16 protein-coding genes are annotated in these 20191 nt (G+C 73.8%); 12 read left to right on the forward strand and 4 right to left on the reverse strand.

Annotated features, from left to right (window positions below):
• Positions 1-64: 64 nt before the first annotated feature.
• On the reverse strand, positions 65-1957 hold the full coding sequence (gene htpG / locus DQE82_RS12715) for a molecular chaperone HtpG (protein ID WP_113972780.1): 1893 nt from the start codon (positions 1955-1957) through the stop codon (positions 65-67).
• Between the two features lie 137 nt (positions 1958-2094).
• Between htpG and DQE82_RS12720 the strand changes: the two genes are divergently transcribed.
• From DQE82_RS12720 to DQE82_RS12755, 8 genes are all read left to right on the forward strand, one after another.
• On the forward strand, positions 2095-2823 hold the full coding sequence (locus tag DQE82_RS12720) for a FadR/GntR family transcriptional regulator (protein WP_043330104.1): 729 nt from the start codon (positions 2095-2097) through the stop codon (positions 2821-2823).
• Complete coding sequence (locus DQE82_RS12725) at positions 2820-3647, forward strand: sterol desaturase family protein (protein ID WP_043323784.1); 828 nt, start codon at positions 2820-2822, stop codon at positions 3645-3647. Before DQE82_RS12720 ends, DQE82_RS12725 begins: the two co-directional genes overlap by 4 nt.
• Positions 3644-4318, forward strand: coding sequence for a lysoplasmalogenase (locus tag DQE82_RS12730; protein ID WP_113972781.1), 675 nt, complete (start codon positions 3644-3646; stop codon positions 4316-4318). Before DQE82_RS12725 ends, DQE82_RS12730 begins: the two co-directional genes overlap by 4 nt.
• Positions 4291-4782 (forward strand): SsrA-binding protein SmpB, encoded by a 492-nt coding sequence (gene smpB / locus DQE82_RS12735; protein WP_064445840.1) that lies wholly within the window; start codon positions 4291-4293, stop codon positions 4780-4782. Before DQE82_RS12730 ends, smpB begins: the two co-directional genes overlap by 28 nt.
• Before the next feature lie 109 nt (positions 4783-4891).
• Positions 4892-5329 carry a VOC family protein gene (locus DQE82_RS12740; protein WP_069088613.1) on the forward strand — a complete coding sequence of 146 codons (438 nt, stop codon included), beginning with the start codon at positions 4892-4894 and terminating at the stop codon, positions 5327-5329.
• 61 nt (positions 5330-5390) lie between these two features.
• The gene (locus DQE82_RS12745) at positions 5391-5966 is read left to right on the forward strand and encodes a helix-turn-helix domain-containing protein (protein ID WP_043323777.1); all 576 of its coding nucleotides are present in this window, start codon (positions 5391-5393) and stop codon (positions 5964-5966) included.
• Positions 5963-7243, forward strand: coding sequence for an MFS transporter (locus DQE82_RS12750; protein WP_113972782.1), 1281 nt, complete (start codon positions 5963-5965; stop codon positions 7241-7243). The genes DQE82_RS12745 and DQE82_RS12750 overlap by 4 nt, the downstream gene beginning before the upstream one ends.
• Positions 7244-7356: 113 nt before the next feature.
• Positions 7357-8592 carry a glycoside hydrolase family 16 protein gene (locus tag DQE82_RS12755; RefSeq protein ID WP_113972783.1) on the forward strand — a complete coding sequence of 412 codons (1236 nt, stop codon included), beginning with the start codon at positions 7357-7359 and terminating at the stop codon, positions 8590-8592.
• A 464-nt stretch (positions 8593-9056) separates the two neighbouring features.
• Here DQE82_RS12755 and DQE82_RS12760 read toward each other — a convergent pair whose 3' ends face one another.
• Positions 9057-14822 carry a TIR domain-containing protein gene (locus DQE82_RS12760; protein WP_113972784.1) on the reverse strand — a complete coding sequence of 1922 codons (5766 nt, stop codon included), beginning with the start codon at positions 14820-14822 and terminating at the stop codon, positions 9057-9059.
• 108 nt (positions 14823-14930) lie between these two features.
• Here DQE82_RS12760 and DQE82_RS12765 point away from each other — a divergent pair, with 108 nt between their 5' ends.
• From DQE82_RS12765 to DQE82_RS12775, 3 genes are read left to right on the forward strand one after another with little or no spacing between them, the layout of a single operon-like run.
• Complete coding sequence (locus DQE82_RS12765; protein ID WP_043323767.1) at positions 14931-16163, forward strand: SLC13 family permease; 1233 nt, start codon at positions 14931-14933, stop codon at positions 16161-16163.
• A gap of 10 nt (positions 16164-16173) precedes the next feature.
• On the forward strand, positions 16174-16497 hold the full coding sequence (locus tag DQE82_RS12770) for a nuclear transport factor 2 family protein (protein WP_043323765.1): 324 nt from the start codon (positions 16174-16176) through the stop codon (positions 16495-16497).
• Positions 16498-16552: 55 nt separating this feature from the next.
• Positions 16553-17452, forward strand: a complete 900-nt coding sequence (locus DQE82_RS12775; RefSeq protein WP_043323763.1) for a GNAT family N-acetyltransferase — start codon at positions 16553-16555, stop codon at positions 17450-17452.
• 36 nt (positions 17453-17488) lie between these two features.
• Here DQE82_RS12775 and sigJ read toward each other — a convergent pair whose 3' ends face one another.
• On the reverse strand, positions 17489-18349 hold the full coding sequence (gene sigJ, locus DQE82_RS12780) for an RNA polymerase sigma factor SigJ (RefSeq protein ID WP_113972785.1): 861 nt from the start codon (positions 18347-18349) through the stop codon (positions 17489-17491).
• 140 nt (positions 18350-18489) lie between these two features.
• On the opposite strand from sigJ, the gene DQE82_RS12785 reads away from it, so the two are divergent.
• Positions 18490-19254: an SDR family oxidoreductase gene (locus DQE82_RS12785; protein ID WP_113972786.1), complete on the forward strand. Its 765-nt coding sequence runs from the start codon at positions 18490-18492 to the stop codon at positions 19252-19254.
• A gap of 28 nt (positions 19255-19282) precedes the next feature.
• Here the strand turns inward: DQE82_RS12785 and DQE82_RS12790 are convergent, their stop codons facing one another.
• Entirely contained in the window at positions 19283-20185 is a 903-nt protein-coding gene (locus DQE82_RS12790; RefSeq protein WP_064445831.1) for an inositol monophosphatase family protein, read from the reverse strand.
• Positions 20186-20191 lie beyond the last annotated feature (6 nt).

Consider the following 20191-nt stretch of genomic DNA (forward strand, 5'->3'; position numbering starts at 1 on the left):
GGGGCACCCAGGTACCGCCACCTCGGCGTAGTGGAGTCGATCAAGCGGGCCGGGTCGGGTCGGGCTACAGGCCGCGGGCCAGGCGGTCGGCCAGGATGCGGGTGAACCGGGCCGGGTCGGCCAGCTCGCCGCCCTCGGCCAGCAACGCCATGCCGTACAGCAGCTCGGCGGTCTCGGTCAGCGCGGCCGTGTCGCCGCCCTCACCGTGCGCCTTGCGCAGCCCGGTGACCAGCGGGTGGGCCGGGTTCAGCTCCAGGATCCGCTTGACCTGGGGCACTTCCTGGCCCATCGCCCGGTACATCTTCTCCAGCGTCGGCGTCATGTCGTGCGCGTCGCCCACCACGCAGGCCGGCGAGGTGGTCAGCCGGGTGGACAGGCGAACCTCCTTGACGCTGTCGGCGAGCGCGCCGCCGAGGAACGTGAGCAGGTCGGCGTACTCCTGCCGTTCGGCCTCGGCCTTCTCCTTCTCCTCCTCGGTCTCCAGGTCCACCTGGCCCTTGGCGACCGAGCGCAGCGTCTTGCCGTCGTACGCGCCGACGCGCTCGACCCACACCTCGTCCACCGGGTCGGTGAGGATCAGCACCTCGTAGCCCTTGGCGCGGAACGCCTCCAGGTGCGGCGAGTTCTCGATGGTGGCCCGGTTCTCGCCGGTGGCGTAGTAGATCTCGCTCTGCCCGTCCTTCATCCGCTCCACGTACGCCCGCAGCGTGGTGGGCTCGGCCGGGTCGTGGGTGCTGGCGGCGCGGACCAGTTCCAGCAGTGTCTCGGTGTTGTCCGCGTCCTCCAGCAGACCCTCCTTGACCACCGCGCCGAACTCGGTCCAGAAGGTGCGGTACGACTCGGCGGACATGTCCTTGAGCGTGGCGAGGACCTTCTTGACCAGCCGGCGGCGTACCGCGCGGATCTGCCGGTCCTGCTGGAGGATCTCCCGGGAGATGTTCAGCGACAGGTCGTGCGCGTCCACCACGCCCTTGACGAAGCGCAGGTAGTTGGGCATCAGCGCGTCGCAGTCGTCCATGATGAACACGCGCTTGACGTAGAGCTGCACGCCGCGGCGGCCCTGCGGGGAGAACAGGTCCAGCGGGGCGTGCGACGGCAGGAACAGCAGCGCCTCGTACTCGAAGGTGCCCTCGCCGCGCATGTGGATGGTTTCGAGGGGGTCGGCCCAGTCGTGCGCGACGTGCCGGTAGAACTCCTTGTACTCGGCCTCGTCGACCTCGTCCCGCGAGCGCGCCCAGAGCGCCTTCATCGAGTTGAGCGTCTGCTCCTCGCGGGTGGTGGCGCCGTCCTCGCCGGGCTTGTCGACCGTCATCCGGATCGGCCACGAGATGAAGTCGGAGTAGCGCTTGACGATCTCCCGGATCGTCCACTCGGCGGTGTAGTCGTGCAGGTTGTCCTCGGTGTCGACGGGCTTGAGGTGCAGCGTGACCGAGGTGCCCTGGGGTGCGTCCTCGACCTCCTCGATCGAGTACGTGCCCTCGCCGGTGGACTCCCAGCGGGTGCCGCCGGACTGTCCGGCGCGGCGGGTCAGCAGCGTCACCTTGTCGGCGACCATGAACGTGGCGTAGAAACCGACGCCGAACTGGCCGATCAGCTCCTGGGACGCGGCGGCGTCGGAGGACTCGCGCAGCTTGCGCAGCAGTTCGGCGGTGCCGGACTTGGCGATGGTGCCGATCAGGCGGACCACCTCGTCACGGGTCATGCCGATGCCGTTGTCCCGCACGGTGAGCGTACGGGCGTCCTTGTCGGCCTCGATCTCGATGTGCAGGTCGGAGGTGTCGGCCGGCAGGTCCTTGTCGACGAGCGACTCCAGCCGCAGCTTGTCCAGCGCGTCGGACGCGTTCGAGATCAGTTCGCGCAGGAAGACGTCCTTGTTCGAGTAGATCGAGTGCACCATCAGCTGCAACAGCTGACGGGCCTCGGCCTGGAACTCCAACGTCTCGACCCCGTCGCTCACACCGGCTCCTTCCCTCTGGCGGCTCCTACGGCGGAAAGGATACGAGGGGTGACCGCTGCGGCACGCACCGGCCGCCCCGGAATTCGACTGGTACAACCAGTTGACGGGTTGATGTGTACGGGGCCACACTGCTGCGCATGACCTTCGATCCCGCGCCCCGCGTCTCGGTCTCCGACCACGTCTTCGGCCGGCTGCGCGACGCGATCGTCTCCGGCCGGTACGCGCCGGACGAGACGCTGCCCGGCGAGCGCGAGCTGGCCGGCGCGTTCGCGGTCAACCGGCACGCGGTCCGGGAGGCGCTGCGCCGCCTGCAGCAGCTCGGCCTGGTCCGGGTCAGCCAGGGCGGCGCGACCCGGGTGCTGGACTGGCGGGTCCACGCCGGGCTGGACCTGGCGCTGTCACTGGCCCGCTCCGGTGACGTACTCCCGGTCGAGACGCTGGTGCGCGACATGCTGGAGATGCGGGCGTGCGTCGGGATCGACGCGGCCCGGCTGTGCGCCGAGCGCGGCGACGCGGCCGTCGTCGCCGCCGTGGTCCGGGCCGCCGAGGAGTACGGCGACCTGGCCCCCGACCTGGACCTGATGAACGAGGCGAACATCGCCATCTGGCGGCTGGTCGTACGCGGCAGCGGCAACACCGCCTACCAGCTCGCCTTCAACAGCCTGGTGGCCGGCACGTTCGCGGTCGGTGACGTCCCCCCGGACGCCCGCGCGGCCGAACTGCTCGACGTCGCCGGGCACCGCCGTCTCGCCACCTCGATCGCCTCCGGTCAGGGCGCGGCGGCCGCCCGGCACGCCCGGGAGCTGCTGACCGCGCCGGTCACCCCCACCCCCACCACCACCCCCGGAAGGGAAGCGCGCGCATGATCCCCGCCGTGCTGTACGCCGTCCCGGCGTTCCTGCTCCTGATCGTGATCGAGGCGGTCTCCTACCGCTTCCTGCCCGACGACGACGAGCGCGGCTACGAGCTGCGCGACACCACCACCAGCCTGTCCATGGGGCTGGGCAGCCAGATCATCGGCTTCCCGTGGAAGCTGCTCACCGTCGGCCTGTTCGCGGCGCTGTGGACCGTGGCGCCGGTGCAGTTGTCCCCCGGCGACTGGTGGACCTGGGTGATCCTGTTCTTCGCCGACGACCTGGCCTACTACTGGTTCCACCGCTCGCACCACGAGGTGCGCGTGCTCTGGGCCAGCCACGTGGTCCACCACTCCAGCGTCTACTACAACTTCTCGACCGCGTTGCGGCAGAGCTGGACGCCGATGACCTCGCTGCCGTTCTGGCTCGCGCTGGCCCTGCTCGGCATTCCGCCGTGGATGATCTTCCTGCAGCAGTCGGTCAGCCTGCTCTACCAGTTCTTCCTGCACACCGAACGGATCAGGGTGCTGCCCCGGCCGATCGAGTGGATCTTCAACACGCCGTCGCACCACCGGGTGCACCACGGCTCCAACACCGAGTACCTGGACCGCAACTACGGCGGCATCCTGATCATCTGGGACCGGCTGTTCGGCACGTTCGAGCCCGAGCGGGCCTCCGCGCGCTACGGCCTCACCAAGAACATCGGCACCTACAACCCGCTGCGGGTGGCCACCCACGAGTTCGCCGCGATCTGGTCCGACGTACGCCGGGCCGACTGCTGGCGGCACCGACTCGGCTACCTGTTCGGCCGCCCGGGCTGGCAGCCGGCCCGATGAGGCGCTCCTGGATGCTGCTCCTGTTCGGGCTGGTCGCCGCCGTCGAACTGGTCGGGGTCGCGCTCGACTCGACGGTGCTCCAGTGGCTGGCCAAGCCGCTGCTCGCGCCGGTGCTGCTGGCGTACCTCTGGGCGCGCCGCCGCCGGGTGGACGCGGTGGCGGTCGGCCTTGTCGCCGCCACCGCGGGCGACGTCGCCCTGCTCCTGGAGGGTGACACCGCGTTCCTGGCCGGCATGGGCTTCTTCCTGGTCACCCAGATCGCGTTCATAACCGCCTTCGTCCGGCACCGGCGCACGCCGGTCGTGGCGTGGGCCGGCTACCTGCTCGCCTGGGCCGGGGCGAACGCGCTGCTGTGGGGCATGCTCGGGCCGCTGCGGCTGCCGGTGCTCGGCTACAGCCTGGCGCTGTGCCTGATGGCCGCCGCCGCGGCCGGGGTGTCCGCGCCTGTCGCCGCCGGCGGCGCGTTCTTCCTCGTCTCCGACCTGCTCATCGGCGTGGGCGCGGCCGGGATCGAGCTGCCCGGGCGGGGCCTGCTGGTGATGACCACCTACTGCGCGGCGCTGCTGCTGATCACCACCGGCTGGGTGGCCGCGACCCGCCCGGCGACCGGCCCGGAGTCGCCGCCCGCGGGTACCCTGCTCGCGTGGCCAGGGAGAACGGGCGCAAGCTGATCGCCTCGAACAAGAAGGCGCGGCACGACTACGACATCCTCAAGACGTACGAGGCGGGCATCGTGCTGGCCGGCACCGAGGTCAAGTCGCTGCGCGAGGGGCGGGTGTCGCTTGTCGACGCGTTCGCCCAGGAGCGCGACGGCGAGATCATGCTGTACGGCCTGCACATCGCCGAGTACGGCTTCGGCACCTGGACCAACCACGCGCCCCGGCGCACCCGCAAGCTGCTGCTGCACCGGGTGGAGATCGCCCGCATCCTGGAGAAGCTGCGCGACGGCGGCGTCACGCTGGTGCCGCTGTCGATGTACTTCGCCGACGGCTGGGCCAAGGTGGAGCTGGGCCTGGCCCGGGGCCGCCGGTCGTACGACAAGCGTCAGGCGCTGGCCGAGCGGGACGCGAAGAAGGAGATCGCCCGGGAGTTGGGTCGCCGGCTCAAGGGCCGCGCCACCGGCCGCCGAACCTGATCCGTCCCGTGTTGAGGACAGTCGCTGTCCGCTGGCTCCGGCAGGCTGGACGGCGACCGATCACACGTGCCGCCGGTTCGCCGGCGGGACCGACGGAAGGTGAGCCGAGATGGCCCGCGACGTGCAAATCACCATCGACTGCGCCGACCCGGCGAAGCTGGCGGCGTTCTGGGCCGAGGTCCTCGGCTACCGGGTCCAGGGCCCGCCGGAGGGCTTCGACTCGTGGGAGCAGGCGCTGACCGCGATGGGCGTTCCGCCGGAGCGGCACAACGACGCCTCGGCAGTGGTCGACCCGGAGGGGGCCGGTCCGCGACTGTTCTTCCAGCGGGTGCCGGAGTCCAAGCGGGTCAAGAACCGGGTGCATCTGGACGTCCGGGCCGCGCCCGGCCTGACCGGCGAGGCCCGGATGGCGGCGCTGGAGGCGGCGGCCGACCTGCTCGTCCCGCTGGGCGCGACGCGCGTCGGGCGCTTCGAGCCCGCTCCCCCGCTGGAGGCGGGGCACGTGCTGATGACCGATCCGGAGGGCAACGAGTTCTGCCTCGACTGAGACCCGAGGAGATTCGACAAGACTCCTTGTACATTACTTCTTGTCGGTCTAGCCTGGCGGCATGACCGACGGAACCGGCAACCGGCGCCTCAGCGACCCGCGCGCCATGCGGGCGCTGGCCCACCCCACCCGGCTGCGGCTGCTCGGCGAGCTTCGCCTGCGCGGCCCGCAGACCGTAGGCATGCTGAGCGAGCGGACCGGGGAGGCGGTCGGGTCGGTCAGCTACCACGTCGGCAAGCTGGCCGAGCACGGCTTCGTGACCGAGGCCCCCGAACTCGCCCGGGACCGGCGCGAACGGTGGTGGCGGGCCGCGCACGCCACCACCGACTGGGATCCGCTCGAACTGCTCGACGACCCGGAGCGCCGGCTCGCCGGCAACCTGCTGCGCCAGGCCGCCATGCAGCGCTACGTGGCCCGCTACCAGGCGTACCTGGAATCGGAGGCCGACCTCGACCCGGCCTGGGTCCGCGGCACCACGAGCAGCGACACGGTGCTGCACCTGACCCCCGACGAGCTGGTGGAGCTGCGGGACGAACTGTCCGAGCTGGGCCGGCGCTGGCGGGAACGCGGCGCCGCCGGCCGGCCCGGCGCGGAGATGGTCACGCTCATCTGGCAGGCGTACCGGGGGCCGCGGTGACCCGCGACCGCCGGCCGCTGGCCGGACTGCTGATCGGGCACGCCGTCTCGCTGACCGGCAACGTGCTCACGCTCATCGCGCTGCCGCTCTACGTGCTGGCCGAGACCGGCTCGCCGGCCGCCACCGGGCTGGCCGGCGCGTTCGCCACCGCGCCGGTGGTGCTCGGCGGCGCGTTCGGCGGCGTGCTCGTCGACCGGATCGGCTACCGGCGCTCCAGCGTGCTCGCCGACGTGGTCTCCGGCGTGACGATCGCCACCGTACCCCTGTTGCACTCCACCGTCGGCCTGCCGTTCCCGGCGCTGCTGGCCCTGGTCTTCGTCAGCGGTCTGCTGGACACGCCCGGGCAGACCGCGCGCACCGCGCTGCTGCCGGAGGCCGCGGCGGCGGCCGGGGTGCCGATCGAGCGGGCGGCCGGGTGGGAGGACGCGACCTCGCGCGGCGCCCGGATGATCGGCGCACCCCTGGCCGGCCTGCTGGTCGGCGTGTTCGGGGCGGTGCCGGTGCTGGCGCTGGACGCGGTGACGTTCGCCGTGTCGGCGCTCGTGGTGACACTGCTGGTGCCGCGTGGCCTGCGGCCGTCCGACGACGGGAGCGAGCCGGAGACCGGCGGCTACTGGCGGCAGTTCGCCGCCGGGCTGCGCTTCCTGGTCCGCGAGCCGCTGCTGCGCGCCATGGTCCTGCTGGTGCTGGTGACGAACCTGTTCGACGCGGCCAAGAGCCAGGTGCTGCTGCCGGTGGTCGCCGAACGGGAACTCGGCGGGCCGGCCGCGTTCGGCCTGCTGGTGGGCGTCATGGGTGGTGGGGCGCTGGTCGGCTCGCTGGTGTTCAGCGCGATCGGGCACCGCCTGCCCCGCCGGGCCACGTTCGTCACCGCGTACGCGCTGTGCGGCGCCCCACCGCTGTGGGCGCTCGCCGCCGCGCCGCCGCTGCCGGTGGTGGCCGCCGTGGTGGCGATGGCCGGGCTGGCCGCCGGCGCGCTCAACCCGCTGATGGGCGCGGTCCAGTTGGAGCGGGTGCCGCCGGCCATGCGGGCCCGGGTGTACGGCGTGATCGGCGCGGGCGCGTGGGCGGCCATGCCGGCCGGCGCGGTCGGCGCGGGATTCGCCGCGGACCGGTTCGGCCCGGCGTCCACACTGGTCGTGATGGGCGCCTGCTACCTGCTGGTGGTGCTGACGCCGTTGCTGGGCGGCCCGTGGCGGGACATGCGCCGGCCCACAGTGGTGCGGCAGCGCGAGCCCGAGCCCGTCTCGGAGCGCAGGCGGGAAACGCTCTCTTGACATCGACCGACTTCGTTCATACCTTCATCGAAGTCTATTTGTATGGTTTGTTAACCGTTGGGCGGGGCCGGCCGCCGTGACGGAAACTGCCACCACCCCGCAGGAGGCGCCCCGTGCGCACCATCCGTACCCTCGCCGCCCTGGCGGTGACAGCGGTCGGCCTCACCGCCGCCCTCACCGTCGTCCCCCACTCCCCCGCGATCGCCGCCCCCGGCGCGGTCACCTGGTCCGACGACTTCAACGGCCCCGCCGGCGCCGCGCCCGACGCGAGCAAGTGGCGCTACGACATCGGTGGCGGCGGCTGGGGCAACAACGAGTTGCAGTACTACACCAACAGCACCCGCAACGCCGCGCTCGACGGCAACGGCAACCTGGTCATCACCGCCCGCCGGGAGAACCCCGGCGGCTACAACTGCTGGTACGGAAGCTGCCAGTACACCTCGGCCCGGCTGCTCACCAACGGCACGTTCGCCCAGGCGTACGGGCGGTTCGAGGCGCGCATCAAGGTCCCGCGTGGACAGGGGCTGTGGCCGGCGTTCTGGATGCTCGGCAACGACATCGGCACGAACCCGTGGCCCGGCAGCGGCGAGATCGACATCATGGAGAACGTCGGGTACGCGCCGTCGACCGTCTGGGGCACGCTGCACGGCCCCGGCTACTCCGGCGGCAGCGGCGTCGGCGCCTCCACCTCGCTGCCCGGCGGGCAGGCGCTCGCCGACGCCTTCCACACGTTCGCCGTGGACTGGGCGCCGGACTCGATCACCTGGTACCTCGACGGCGTGGCGTACTCCCGCAAGACGCCCGCCGACATCGGCGGCAACCGGTGGGTCTTCGACCACCCGTTCTTCATGATCATGAACGTGGCGGTCGGCGGCAACTGGCCCGGCTCGCCGGACGGCAGCACCACGTTCCCGCAGACCATGACCATCGACTACGTCCGGGTCCAGGCCTGGGACAACGGCGGCGGGGGCACCGGCGGCCAGATCACCGGGTACGGCAACAAGTGCGTCGACGTGGCCAGCGCCGGCACCGCGAACGGCACCCCGGTGCAGCTCTGGACGTGCAACGGCACAGCCGCCCAGCGCTGGAGCTGGAACACCGACGGCTCGATACGCGCGCTCGGCAAGTGCCTCGACGTGGCCGCCGGGTCCACGGCGAGCGGCGCCAAGGTGCAGCTCTACGACTGCAACGGCACCGGCGCGCAGAAGTGGGTGTTCAGCGCGGCCGGCGACATCGTGAACCCCCAGGCCAACAAGTGCCTGGACGCCACCGGTCCCAGCTCGGCCGACGGCACCCGGCTGCAGATCTGGGACTGCACCGGCGCCGCCAACCAGAAGTGGCGCCGCTGACCGGCGTCCCGGCCCGGGGCGGGCGGCGCACCCGCCCGCCCCGCCCGCACCCGCACCCGCACCCGCACCCGCGATCTTGCACTTTCGGCCCGAGTCGCGCCCCGAATGTCCCGTTCGCCCGGGCACAAAGTGCAAGATCGCGGGCATGGGGTGCGGCCGGCCCACCCGCCCCCTGCGCGGCGGCCTACCCGGCCACCCGTACCAGCCACGCGTGTCCGGATTCCAGGATTCGCGGACCACATCCCGGGACTGCAGTAGATCTTGGTACGAAAGGGCCCCCATAGGGACCCTTTCCTGCCAAGATCTCCGGACCGCCTCGGACGAGGCGCCCACGGCGGCCCGGCGGGACGAGCACCTCCCGGCAGCGCGCACGGCGGTGATCAAGGAGTTTGTGTCCGGATCGGGCGCGGATCGGGACACAAACTCCTTGATCACCGCGGAGAGCACGGGGAGATTCGCGGGGGTCAGAAGGGGGCGTCTACGGGTAGGCGGCGGACCTGGGTCAGGTAAGGATCCAGCTCGCCCACCTCGAAGCGGCACGTGCCGATGACGTGCCAGAACTGGCCGCCGGGGTCACCGTCCAGCTTGTACCGGCCGTCCGGGCTGACCGCCGCCCACCCGTCGGGCAGGCCGATGAGCGTGGTCCGCAGCTGGGCGTGCTCCGGGTCGGCCACGTCCCACAGGCGTACGGTGCCGTCGTCACCGGCGCTGGCGAGCAGGCTGCTGTCCGGGCTGAAGTGCACCGACCAGACCCGCCGGGTGTGTGCCGCCAGCGTGCCGTGCAGCCGGCCGGTGACCGGGTCCCACAGCCGGATCACCAGGTCGTCGCCGGCGGTGGCGAGCAGGTTGCCGTCCGGGCTGAACGCGCACGACCAGAGGCGGCCGTCGTGTTCGGTGAGCACGACACGCGGCTGGCCGGTCTGCACGTCCCAGACCACGGCCGTGCCGTCGTTGCCGGCGCTGGCCAGCAGCGTGCCCTCGCTGTTGAAGCCGACCGAGTAGACCCGGTCGGTGTGGTGTTCCAGCGTCATCCGGCAGGTGGCGGTGGCGGCGTCCCACAGCCGTACCGTCTGGTCGTCGCAGCCGGTGGCGATGGTCTCGCCGTCCGGGCTGAACGCGACGGTGCGCACCCGGCCCCGGTGCGGGGTGAGCGTGGCGAAGTGGCGGCCGGTGCGGCGGTACCACAGGCGTACCGTGTCGTCGTCGTTGGCGGTGGCGAGCGCGTCGCCGTCGGGGCTGAACGCGACCGCCCAGACGTGGTCGGTGTCCACGTTGAGCTCCCGCTCGTCGGCGCCGGTGTCGGTGTTCCACAGGTGCACGCCGCCGTCGCCGCTGGGCGAGGCGACCAGCGGCTCCTCGGGGCAGAACACCACGGACAGCAGCCGGTCGGCGGGGCTGGCGAGCTGGCGCAGCAGGCGGCCGGTACGCGGTTCCCAGAGCCGGATCACGCCGTCGTTGCCGCAGGCGGCGAGCACTTCCCCGTCGTCGCGGAAGGACAGCGCGGTGACCCGCCGGCCGTGCCCGCGCAACGTGTGCTGGAGCTGCCCGGTGCGTACGTCCCACAGCCGGGTGGTGCCGTCGTTGCTGCTGGTGGCCACCTGGTTCTGATCCGGCCGCCAGACCACCGGCCAGACCGAGCCGCGGTGCCGGGTCAGCTCGTGCCGGACCTGCCCGTCGTCGGTGTCCCAGAGCTGGATCGCGCCGTCGCTGGCGGCGGTGGCGAGCAGGCTGCCGTCGCCGTTGAACCGGACGCTGTAGATCGCGCCCCGCTGCCGCCCGAGCACCCGTACCGGCCGGCCGGTCTCGGTCTCCCACAGCCGCAGCGCGCCGTGCGTGTCGCCGGTGGCCATCAGCGTGCCGTCGGGGTGGATGTCGAGGGCGTACACGTCGGCCTCGTGGCCGCGCGGCGAGCGCAGCAGCTCGCCGTCGGCGGCCCGGCGGACCCAGACCCGGCCGTGCTGCCCGACCGCGGCCAGCAGCCGCCCGTCCGGCGTGTGCGCCAGCCGGTAGACGACTTCCGGCTCGCGCACCTCGAACGCCAGCCGGCCGGTGGGGATGTCCCAGCCGCGTACCGTGCCGCCGCTGTCGGCCACCACGACCCGCCGGCCGTCGGGGCTGAACGAGGTGCCCCAGATCGGCGCGGCGTGGCCGGGCCACTCGTGGCGCAGCCGGGCGGTGCGCGTGTCGTACAGCCGCACCACGCCGGCCGCGTCGCCGACCACCAGCCGGCCGCGGCGGCCGTCGGTCAGCAGCGGCCACACCCAGCCGGTGAAGACGTCCTCGATGACGTGCCGCACGTCGCCGTGGTCGGCGTCCCACAGCCGTACGGTGAGGTCGGCCGCGCCGGTGACGAGCTGGTGGGAGGCGGCGTCGTAGCGGACCGCGTACACCCGGGAGCGGTGTCCCTGGAGCGTGCGTACCGGCAGTCCGGTGGCGGTGTCGCAGAGCAGCACACCGCCGTCGTCGCTGCCGACGGCGAGCACCGCGCCGTCCGGGCTGTACGCCGCCGGCACCGGCAGCCGGCCCACCTCGAAGCCGTAGGCGACGCCCACCGCGGGCGGGGCCAGGCCCGGCGCGACCGGCCGGCCCGGCGCGACGACGGCGCCGCGCAGCTCCGGGGCGCGCAGCATGGCCGCGTCGGCGCTGACGTCGATCAGTGCGGTGCGGTGCCAGCTGCTGCCGCCCACGCGCGCGCCGCGCAGGTCGGTACGGAACAGCCGCGCCCCGGCCAGCTCCGCGTCGCGCAGGTCCGCCCCGGCGAGGCGGGCCTGGTCCAGGCGGGCGCCGCGCAGCCGGGCGTGTTCCAGCCGCGCCTCGGTCAGGTTCGTGGCGACCAGCCGCGCGTCGGTCAGGTCGGCGCCGGTGAGGTCGGCCCCGGCGAGTTCGCGGTGCGACAGGTCCTCGCCGCGCAGCACCGCGCCGCGCAGGTCGGCCCGGTCGGGCAGGCGCAGCCGGGCGGACAGCCGCAGCGCGTTGGCGCGCAGCGTCTCCCCCGCCGACTCGTCGCCGAGCACCCGAGCGGTCCAGGCGGTACAGCGGGCCGGGTCGGCGAGGTCGCCGAGGAACTCGACGGCGAGCGCGGACAGCGACCGCACCGCCAGCGCGGCCGGTTCCTCGCCCCGGTTGATCTGCTCGGCGACGCCCTCGGCGACCAGCCATTCCATGACCGAGGTGTGGATGAACCCGAACAGTCCGTCGTCGGTGCGGACGAGCAGGCTGCCCGCGCCGACCGCGTGCGCCGCCTGCGGGCCGGACAGCCGCGAGTCGGCCCGCCCGGCGAGCTGGCCGGTGGACTCGGCCAGCTCGGCCAGGCGCAGGTACGCCTCGCCGCTCTCCCAGAGCTGGAACGCCAGCCGGCTCACCGCCTGCCACAGCTCGGGGCGGCGCAGGCTCACCGGCGCGCCGGGGATGCCCTGGGTGCGGCGCTCCTCGAAGTCCAGCCAGGACTCCAGGATCTCCCGGTACAGCGCGGCGGCGCTGAACGTGCCACCCGCGCCGGCGACCGCGGCGAGGCGCCCCTCGTCCAGGTTGGCGATGAAGCCGAGCATGCGCGGATTGCGGGAGAGCCCGAGCAGGTCCTTCACGCCGGCCAGCAGGTCCATCCGCTCGCGGGCGGCCCGCTCGTCGCCGCCGTACCGGTTGCGCAGGAACGCCTCGATCTGCCCGGGGGTGAAGTCCTCCACGGCGAGCACGCGCCGGTGCGGCAGCAGGCCGACCCGTTCGCCGAGCGCGGTCAGCACCTGCGAGTTGGTCTTGAAGTGCTGGGTCCGGCTGCTCACCACGATCTTCGCGTTGCCCTCGGCGGCCTGCAGCAGCGTCTCCAGGTGGTCGGCCGCCCGGTCGTACGTGACCCGGGCGACCAGCTCGTCGAACCCGTCGAAGAGCAGCACGATGCGGCCCTGGCGCAGCATGTAGCGGAACGCCTTGAGGTCGATCACCTGCTCGCCGTGGTTGGCCAGGTGCGCGGCGACCAGGCCGTCGACGGAGTGTGCCTTGTCCAGCGCGCGCAGCTCGACCAGGATCGGAATCAGGTCGGGCGCGGCGGTGGGCAGCCGCCGGGCCACCTCGCGCAGCGCGAACGTCTTGCCCCGGCCGAAGTCGCCGAGCACCAGCACGAACCGGCCGTCCGGGGCGGAGACGGTCTCCAGCAGCTCGTCCACCACGTCGTCGCGGACGCGCTGGTCGGCGCCGACGAGATGGCGGTAGCGCTGCGGCACGTACTGCCCGGGCGGGTAGAGGCGGTCGGCCTGCAGCCGCGCGGTCTGCGCCGCGACGTAGTCACGCAGGTCGAGCAGGCCCTGGAACTCGGTCAGGTGCAGTACGCGCACGCCCCGGCGTTGCGCCTCCTCGGCCAGCCCGCGCGGCACCCGGTCACCGTCGTAGACCAGTTCGGAGGCGATGTCCGGATCGGTGGCGTGCACCCGGCGGGCGAAGACGTCCACGTCGGCGGCGGTGGGGGTGCCCACGTGCGCGCCGACGCGCTGCTGGCGGACCACGCCGTCGGAGCGGTAGCTGATGTAGAGGTGCGGCGGGTCGGTGTCGACGCGGCGTACCACCACCCGGTCGTAGCGGGCCTCGCAGACCTCGGCGAGCCGGTCCAGCAGGCGCTGCACCGGGGCGGCGGTGACCGCCACGCCCTGGGTGGCCCCCTCGACGGCCACCGGGCGGCGCGGGTCGGGCACCTGGGCCGGGCCGGCCGCGCCGAACGTCGCCTCGGCGTGCGGCCAGTTCACCGCCGTCAGCGCCCCGGAGTCGAGGCGGTCGTCGCGGCCGAGCACCCAGCGGGTCATCCCGTCGCCGCCGAGCCGCAGCACCTGCGCCCGGCCGTCGCGGGGCGCGGCGGCCAGCGGCACCACCGGGTCGACCCGGGCCGACGGCGCGGCGTCGGAGAGCAGCAGGTTGAGCATCGGGCCGACCAGCCGGTTGACCGAGCCGCGGTCGCGCAGCGACACCGGGTCCGGGGGCACCTCGTCGGCGTACGGGCTGCGCGCCCCCGGCGCGTGCGCCATCGCGCCCAGCCGCAGCCAGCCGGACTGCTGGTAGTGGCGCAGCCGCTGGGCGAACCAGCTGGACTGCGCCTCGCCGAGGAAGCCGTACCGGTCCTCCTCGCGGTGGGTGATGGCGATGGTGGAGTTCAGCCCGGCCACCACCACCCGCAGGTCCGGGACGGGGAACAGCGTCCAGGGCTGCTCGCTGTCGAAGATCCGGTCCTCGAGGCCCTGGTAGAGGTCGTCGAACAGGCGCGCGTAGTGCCGCCACTTCGGCCAGAACGGCGGCTGCGGGTCGACGTCGTCGGCCTCGCAGGTCGCGAAGTACGCGCGGCAGGCAGCCATCGTCACGTCGCGCGGGCCGGGCACCACGATCAGGCGGTGCGGCTCCAGCCCGAGCAGCACCCGCAGGCCGGTGAGGAAGCTCAGCGCGTCGGAGAACTCGCGCGGGCTGCCCGACTCGGTCAGGTTGCCGGCGACGACGAGCAGGTCCGGCCGGGGCACGCCGTCGTTCATCAGCAGCGTGAGGTCACCCATCAGGTGTTCCTGCACCTCGCCGGGGGTGACCGGCGCGCCGGGGGTGATCACGCCCCGGCCGAAGCGCGGCCCGGCGACCTGGAGCACGGTGACGGTGTCCCGGGCGGTCGGCGGCGCCACCGCGGCCGGCGGGAACGGCGGCGGGTTGATCGGGGTACGCCGGGCGCGGCGCGGCGCGGGCGCTCCGGCGGCGGGCGCGGCGAGCACCCCGTGCGGGTCGGCCGGGTGGTGCGGGAACGCCGGCTGCCGCATCGGTTTGGCCCGGCCGTCGAGCGCCTCCCGGATGCGGTCGAGCACCCGGTTGCGGGCCTGCGCCGGGTCGTCCACACCGACCAGGTCCACATAGGTGATGGTGGCGAGCAGCCCGTCGATCGGGCAGTCCTCGACGCGTACCGTGACGAGCTTGTTTCCGGTGCCGTCGGGGTCGGCGCGCAGCGCGGCCTGCCACTCCAGCTTGCCGTACGTGGAGTGCAGGTAGCGTTCGGACAGCACCGCCACCACGACCTCGGCCTCGCGGACGCCACGGTCCATGAAGTCGATGAAGTTGGTGCCGGCGACGAAGTCCCACGCCTGCAACAGTGTGCGGTAGCCGGCCGCCTCGAACTCCCACGCCAGCCACGTCGCCCAGCGCTCGTCGGCCGGTGAGTAACTGATGAAGAAGTCGATGGGGCGGTCGGACCGGGTGGGGTGCGCGCCTACAGCCACGTGGTCATTATGGCCACCGACGGTCAACAGATCGACACCCTCGGCAGCCCGGATCGGGCCCGCGTCGGGCTCCTGCCGCCACGCCCGCATGTGCGAGGATCATCACTCGTGGAGACCCCCGGCGATCCGCCGAACGCCGTGCCCGACCGTTCCCGCTGGGGCCGCCTGCACGTGCTGGACTGGATCGCGATCGGCCTGGCCGCGGTCGGGCTGGTGTGCGTGCTCACCGGGCTGCTGCCGCGCGCCGACGCCGAGGGCACGATGCGGCGGATCATCCCGATCCTGATCTTCCTCGGCACGGTGGTGGTGCTGGCCGAGCTGACCGCTGTGGCCGGGGTGTTCGACGCGCTCGCGACCCGGGTGGCGGTGACCGCGCGGGGCAGTTTCCGGGCCCTGTTCTGGCTCTGCGTCGGCTTCGCCTCGGTGACCACCATCGCGCTCAACCTGGACACCACGGCGGTGCTGCTCACGCCGGTGATGATCGCGCTGGCCCGGGCGCTGAACGTGCCGCCGACACCGCTGGCCATGACCACCGTGTGGCTGGCGAACACGGCCAGCCTGCTGCTGCCGGTGTCCAACCTGACGAACATCCTGGCCAGCGACCGGGTCGACCTGGACCCGGTGCCGTGGGCGGCCCGGATGTGGTGGCCGCAACTGGTCGCCGTGGCGGTCACCGCGCTGCTGCTGTGGTGGTGGTACTGGCGTCCGGCGCGCGCCGGGGCCGACCCGTTCGACCCGCCGCCGCCGTACGTGCCGCCGGACCGGGTGCTCTACCGCACCGCGCTCGCCGCCTGCCTGCTGTTCGTCGCGGGAATCCTCGCCGGGGTGGAGATCGGCGTCGCCTCCGGGGTGGCCGCCGCGATCCTGGTCGCCGGCTTCGCGGTACGGGCCCGGCACCGGTTGCGGCTCGCGCTGGTGCCGTGGCGGCTGCTGGTGTTCGTGACCGGGCTGTTCCTGGTGGTGCAGACCATCGGCCGGTACGGCCTGGACTCCGTGATGGGCACGCTCATCGGCACCGACCCGGGCGCTGAGGGCGCGCTGCGGGCGGGCGCGGTCGGCGCGCTGTTCAGCAACGCGGTGAACAACCTGCCCGCGTACCTGGCCGGCGAGGCGGTGATCGCGGCCGACCGGCACACCCAGTTGCTGGCGCTGCTGATCGGCACGAACGTGGGTCCGCTGGCCACGCCGTGGGCGTCGCTGGCGACACTGATCTGGTACGAGCGCTGCCGGGCCGCCGGGGTGGCCGTGCCGCTGGGCCGGTTCGTGGCGACCAGCGCCGCGCTCGCCGTGCTCGCCACCACCGCCACCGTCACAGCGCTTCTTGTCGGTCCCGGCGCCTAGCATCGCGTCCATGAGCAACCCGCCCGAGATCGTCCGCCGCTACTTCGCGCTCGCCGGCCAGGCCGACAAGGAGCCCTGGCTCGCGTTGTTCGCCGACGACGCGGTGGTCGAGGACGAGGGCCGCACCCACCGCGGGATCGGGGAGATCCGCGCCTGGCGCGACGGCACGCCGCTGGTGTCGTACGAGATCACCGACGTCGAGCAGACACCCGCCGGGACGGTCGTGACCGCCACGATCAGCGGTGACTTCCCCGGCAGCCCGTTCGCCGGGCTGCGGTTCCGGTTCGAGGAGTACGACGACACCCGCATCCGCCGACTGCGCATCGCACCCTGAGCCGGGGCGGGAAAACCGCTACGGCCCGGCCGCGGGCAGTGGCTACCGTGCCCGCATGACCGCCGATTCCACCCTGCGCTTCTACGCCGACCCGGAGGAGTTCCTCGCCGCCGCCGGGACGTACCTGGCCGCCGACCCGGTGGTGAGCACCGTCGTCGCCAGCGTCACGCGCCGGATGGCGGCCCGCCGGGCCGAGGGCGTGGCGCTGCCCGAGGACGACTGGTGGCTGGTGGTGCGGGACGCCTCCGGGGCGGTGGTGGGCGCCGCGATGCGTACCGCGCCGTTCCCGCCGCGACCGGCGTTCCTGCTGCCGATGCCGCCGGAGGCCGCCGAGGCGCTGGCCCGCGCGTGGCACCGGCGCGGCGAGCGGGTCCGCGCGGTGAACGGCGCGCTGCCCGCCGCGCGCGCCTGCGCCGAGGAGGTCGCCCGGCTCGACGGCGGCCGGGTCGCTGTCGCCCAGCACACCCGGCTGCACGTGCTCGACCAGCTCACGCCGCCCGCGCCGGCGCCGGGCGCGTTGCGGACGGCCACCGCCGACGAGGTCGACCTGGTCGCCGCGTGGTTCGCCGCGTTCATGGCCGACGCCGACGAGCAGGCGGGCCGCCCGCGCGGCACGAGCGCCCACGAGACGCCCGACCGCGCCGATCTGCTGCGCCGCATCCGGGACGGCCGGGTCTGGTTCTGGACCGACGGGTCGGGCGCTCCGGTGCACCTGACCGCCGCCAACCCGCCGTCGTTCGGCGTGGCCCGGGTCGGTCCGGTCTACACGCCACCCGAGCAGCGCGGACGCGGCTGGGCCGGCAACGCGGTCGCCGAGGTCAGCCGGCTGCTCACGGCCGAGGGCGCGCGGGTGTGCCTGTTCACCGACCAGGCCAACCCGGTGTCGAACCGGCTCTACGCCGGCCTCGGTTTCCGGCCGGTGGTCGACATGGCCAACCTGGCCCTGGTCGACTGAGCCGACCTGGTCCCGGCCGACCGAGCCGGCTCCGGGTCAGCCGGTGAGGCCGAGCGCGGCCAGCCGGCGCGGATCGGCGATCACGTCCACGGCGGCGATCCGTCCGCCGGTGACGGTGAACGCCATCACCGACAGCGGGCGGTCCCCGGCGCTCACCAGCACCCCGGCGGCGCCGTTGACCAGCACCGGCCGGGCGTGCGGGAACAGCCGCCCGAACGTGGTGGCCTGCGCGGCCACCGTCGTCGCGCCGGTGAGCACGACCGTGTGGCGGGCGCGGGCGGTCCCCGCGTCGGAGCGCAGCACCACGTCCGGGTGCAGCACCGCGATCAGCGCGTCGAGGTCGCCGTCACGGGCGGCGGCGAGGAAGGCGTCGACCACCGCCCGCTGCCGGGTGAGGTCGGGATCGGGGGTGGGCGCCTGTCCGCGTACCCGGCGGCGGGCCCGGCTGGCGAGCTGCCGGGCCGCCGCCGGTGAGCGGTCGACGAGCGGACCGATCTCGTCGAACGGCACCCCGAACATGTCGTGCAGCACGAACGCGAGCCGCTCGGCCGGGCTCAGCGTGTCCAGCACCACGAGCAACGCCAGCCCCACCGAGTCGGCGAGCACCGCGGCATGCGCCGGGTCGTCGGCGTCCACCACCGGGTCGGGCAGGCGTACGTCGAGGGGGTCCTCCCGGCGGGCGGCGCGGGACCGCAGCGCGTTGAGGCTGACCCGGGCGACCACTGTGGTGAGCCAGGCATCCAGGTTGTCCACGGCGGCCGGGTCGGTACGGGCCAGCCGCAGCCAGGTCTCCTGCACCGCGTCCTCGGCGTCGGTGAGCGAGCCGAGCAGCCGGTACGCGACAGCGCGCAGACGCGGCCGCTCCCGCTCGAACCGTTCCGCCAGCCCGTGGTCCATCACCTGAGCCTCCCTCTCCCACACGTCGTCCCGACCCGCCACAACCAGCCGAGGTGACCGGAGGTGACCACCGTCACACCTGTCACGTCGACGGGTCGGCGCGGGTCGACGTGGCAGCACAGGCGACGGAGGGAAAGACGATGAACCCGCAGATCCTGGTCACCGGCGGCACCGGCACGATCGGCCGGCACGTCGTACCGCTGCTGCGCGCCGCCGGGCATCCGGTGCGGGTGCTCAGCCGGCGCGGCGGACGGTCCGGCGACGGCGTCACCCACGTGACCGCCGACCTGCTCACCGGCGCCGACCTCGGCCCCGCGCTGCGCGGGGTGTCCACGGTGCTGCACCTGGCCGGCGGCGCGAGGGGCGACGACCGCGCCACCGCCCACCTGGCCCGCGCCGCGCACCGGGCCGGTGTGGCGCACCTGGTGCACATCTCCGTGACCGGCGCCGACCGGGTGCCGCTGGCCTGGATCCGGTCCAAGCTCGACGCCGAGCGCGCGGTGACGGACTCCGGCGTCCCGTGGACGGTGCTGCGCGCCGCGCAGGTGCACGACCTGGTGCTGACCATGCTGACGGCGATGACCCGGCTGCCGGTGACGCCGGTGCCGGGCGGGCTGCGGCTGGAGCCGGTCGACGCCGCCGAGGTGGCGGCGCGGCTGGCCGAGCTGACGCTGGGCGCACCGGCCGGGCTGGTGCCGGACCTGGCCGGGCCGCACACCCACGGCATCGGCGAGCTGCTGACCGGCTACCTGGCGGCCACCGGGAAGCGCCGGGCACGCCTGCCGGTCCGCATCCCCGGGCGGGCGGGCCGGGCGTACCGGGACGGCGCGAACCTCGCCCGGCCCGGTGCGGCGAGGGGCGTGCGGACCTGGACCGACTTCCTGGCCGACCGAAGGCCGGGGTAGCGCAGGTTCGTCTGCAGCGGATCGCGTCTCACCAGCCGACCGAGCCGAGACTGACCGGGGTGAGGCGGCGCACCTGCGGCTCGATCCACTGTGCCGCGGTGACCAGCTTGACCAGCCGGTCGATGGTCTCCGGCGGCCCGGCCACGAAACTGCGCCGGTCCGCCGGGCAGCCGTACCGATCGTCGAACGTGCCGCCGTCGAGCGCGCGTACCGCCATGCCGGCCTCGGCGGCCAGCAGCATCCCGGCGGGCAGGTCGACCGCCTCGGGGCGGTAGCCGACGATGCCGTCGATGTCGCCGCGGGCCAGCATCACCCAGGACAGCAGCGGCGCCCACAGTTGCAGCACCCGCCGCGCGGTGGTGTCGAGCACCACCTTCAGCGCCCGGGCGGTGCTGTCGTCCCGGCGTACCTCGTGCCCCTGGGTCCAGGCCAGCACCGGCGCGGCCGGCACCGGCCGGTGCGCGGCGCGCAGCGGACGGGCGGCCGGGCCGGAGGGGTGCACGAACGCGCCCCGGCCGCGCACCGCCGACCAGGTACGGCCGGCGACCGGGTCGTGGACCACGCCGAGCACCGGCGAGCCGTTGTCGCACAGGGCGATCCCGACCACGTACGCGGGCAGTCCGATCGCCACGTTGTTGGTGCCGTCGAGCGGGTCGACCAGCCAGGCGAAGGCGGTGTCCGGGGCGTACTCGCCGCCCTCCTCGGCGATCACGCCGTGCTCCGGCCAGCGGGCCCGGATCCGGTCGACGATCAGCCGCTCGGCGGCCAGGTCGAGGTCGGTGACGAGGTCGCCGGTGTCGTTCTTGGCCCGGGCGCGCACCTCCCCCCGGGTGCCCCGGCGCAGCAGCCGGCCCGCCGCCTGGGCGGCCTCCACCGCGAACCGGTGCGCCTCGCGCAGGTCGGGCCCGCCTCTGCTCGGCTCCACGTCCATGGCTCC

Source organism: Micromonospora sp. LHW51205 (genome assembly GCF_003315815.1).
Classification (GTDB): domain Bacteria; phylum Actinomycetota; class Actinomycetes; order Mycobacteriales; family Micromonosporaceae; genus Micromonospora; species Micromonospora chalcea.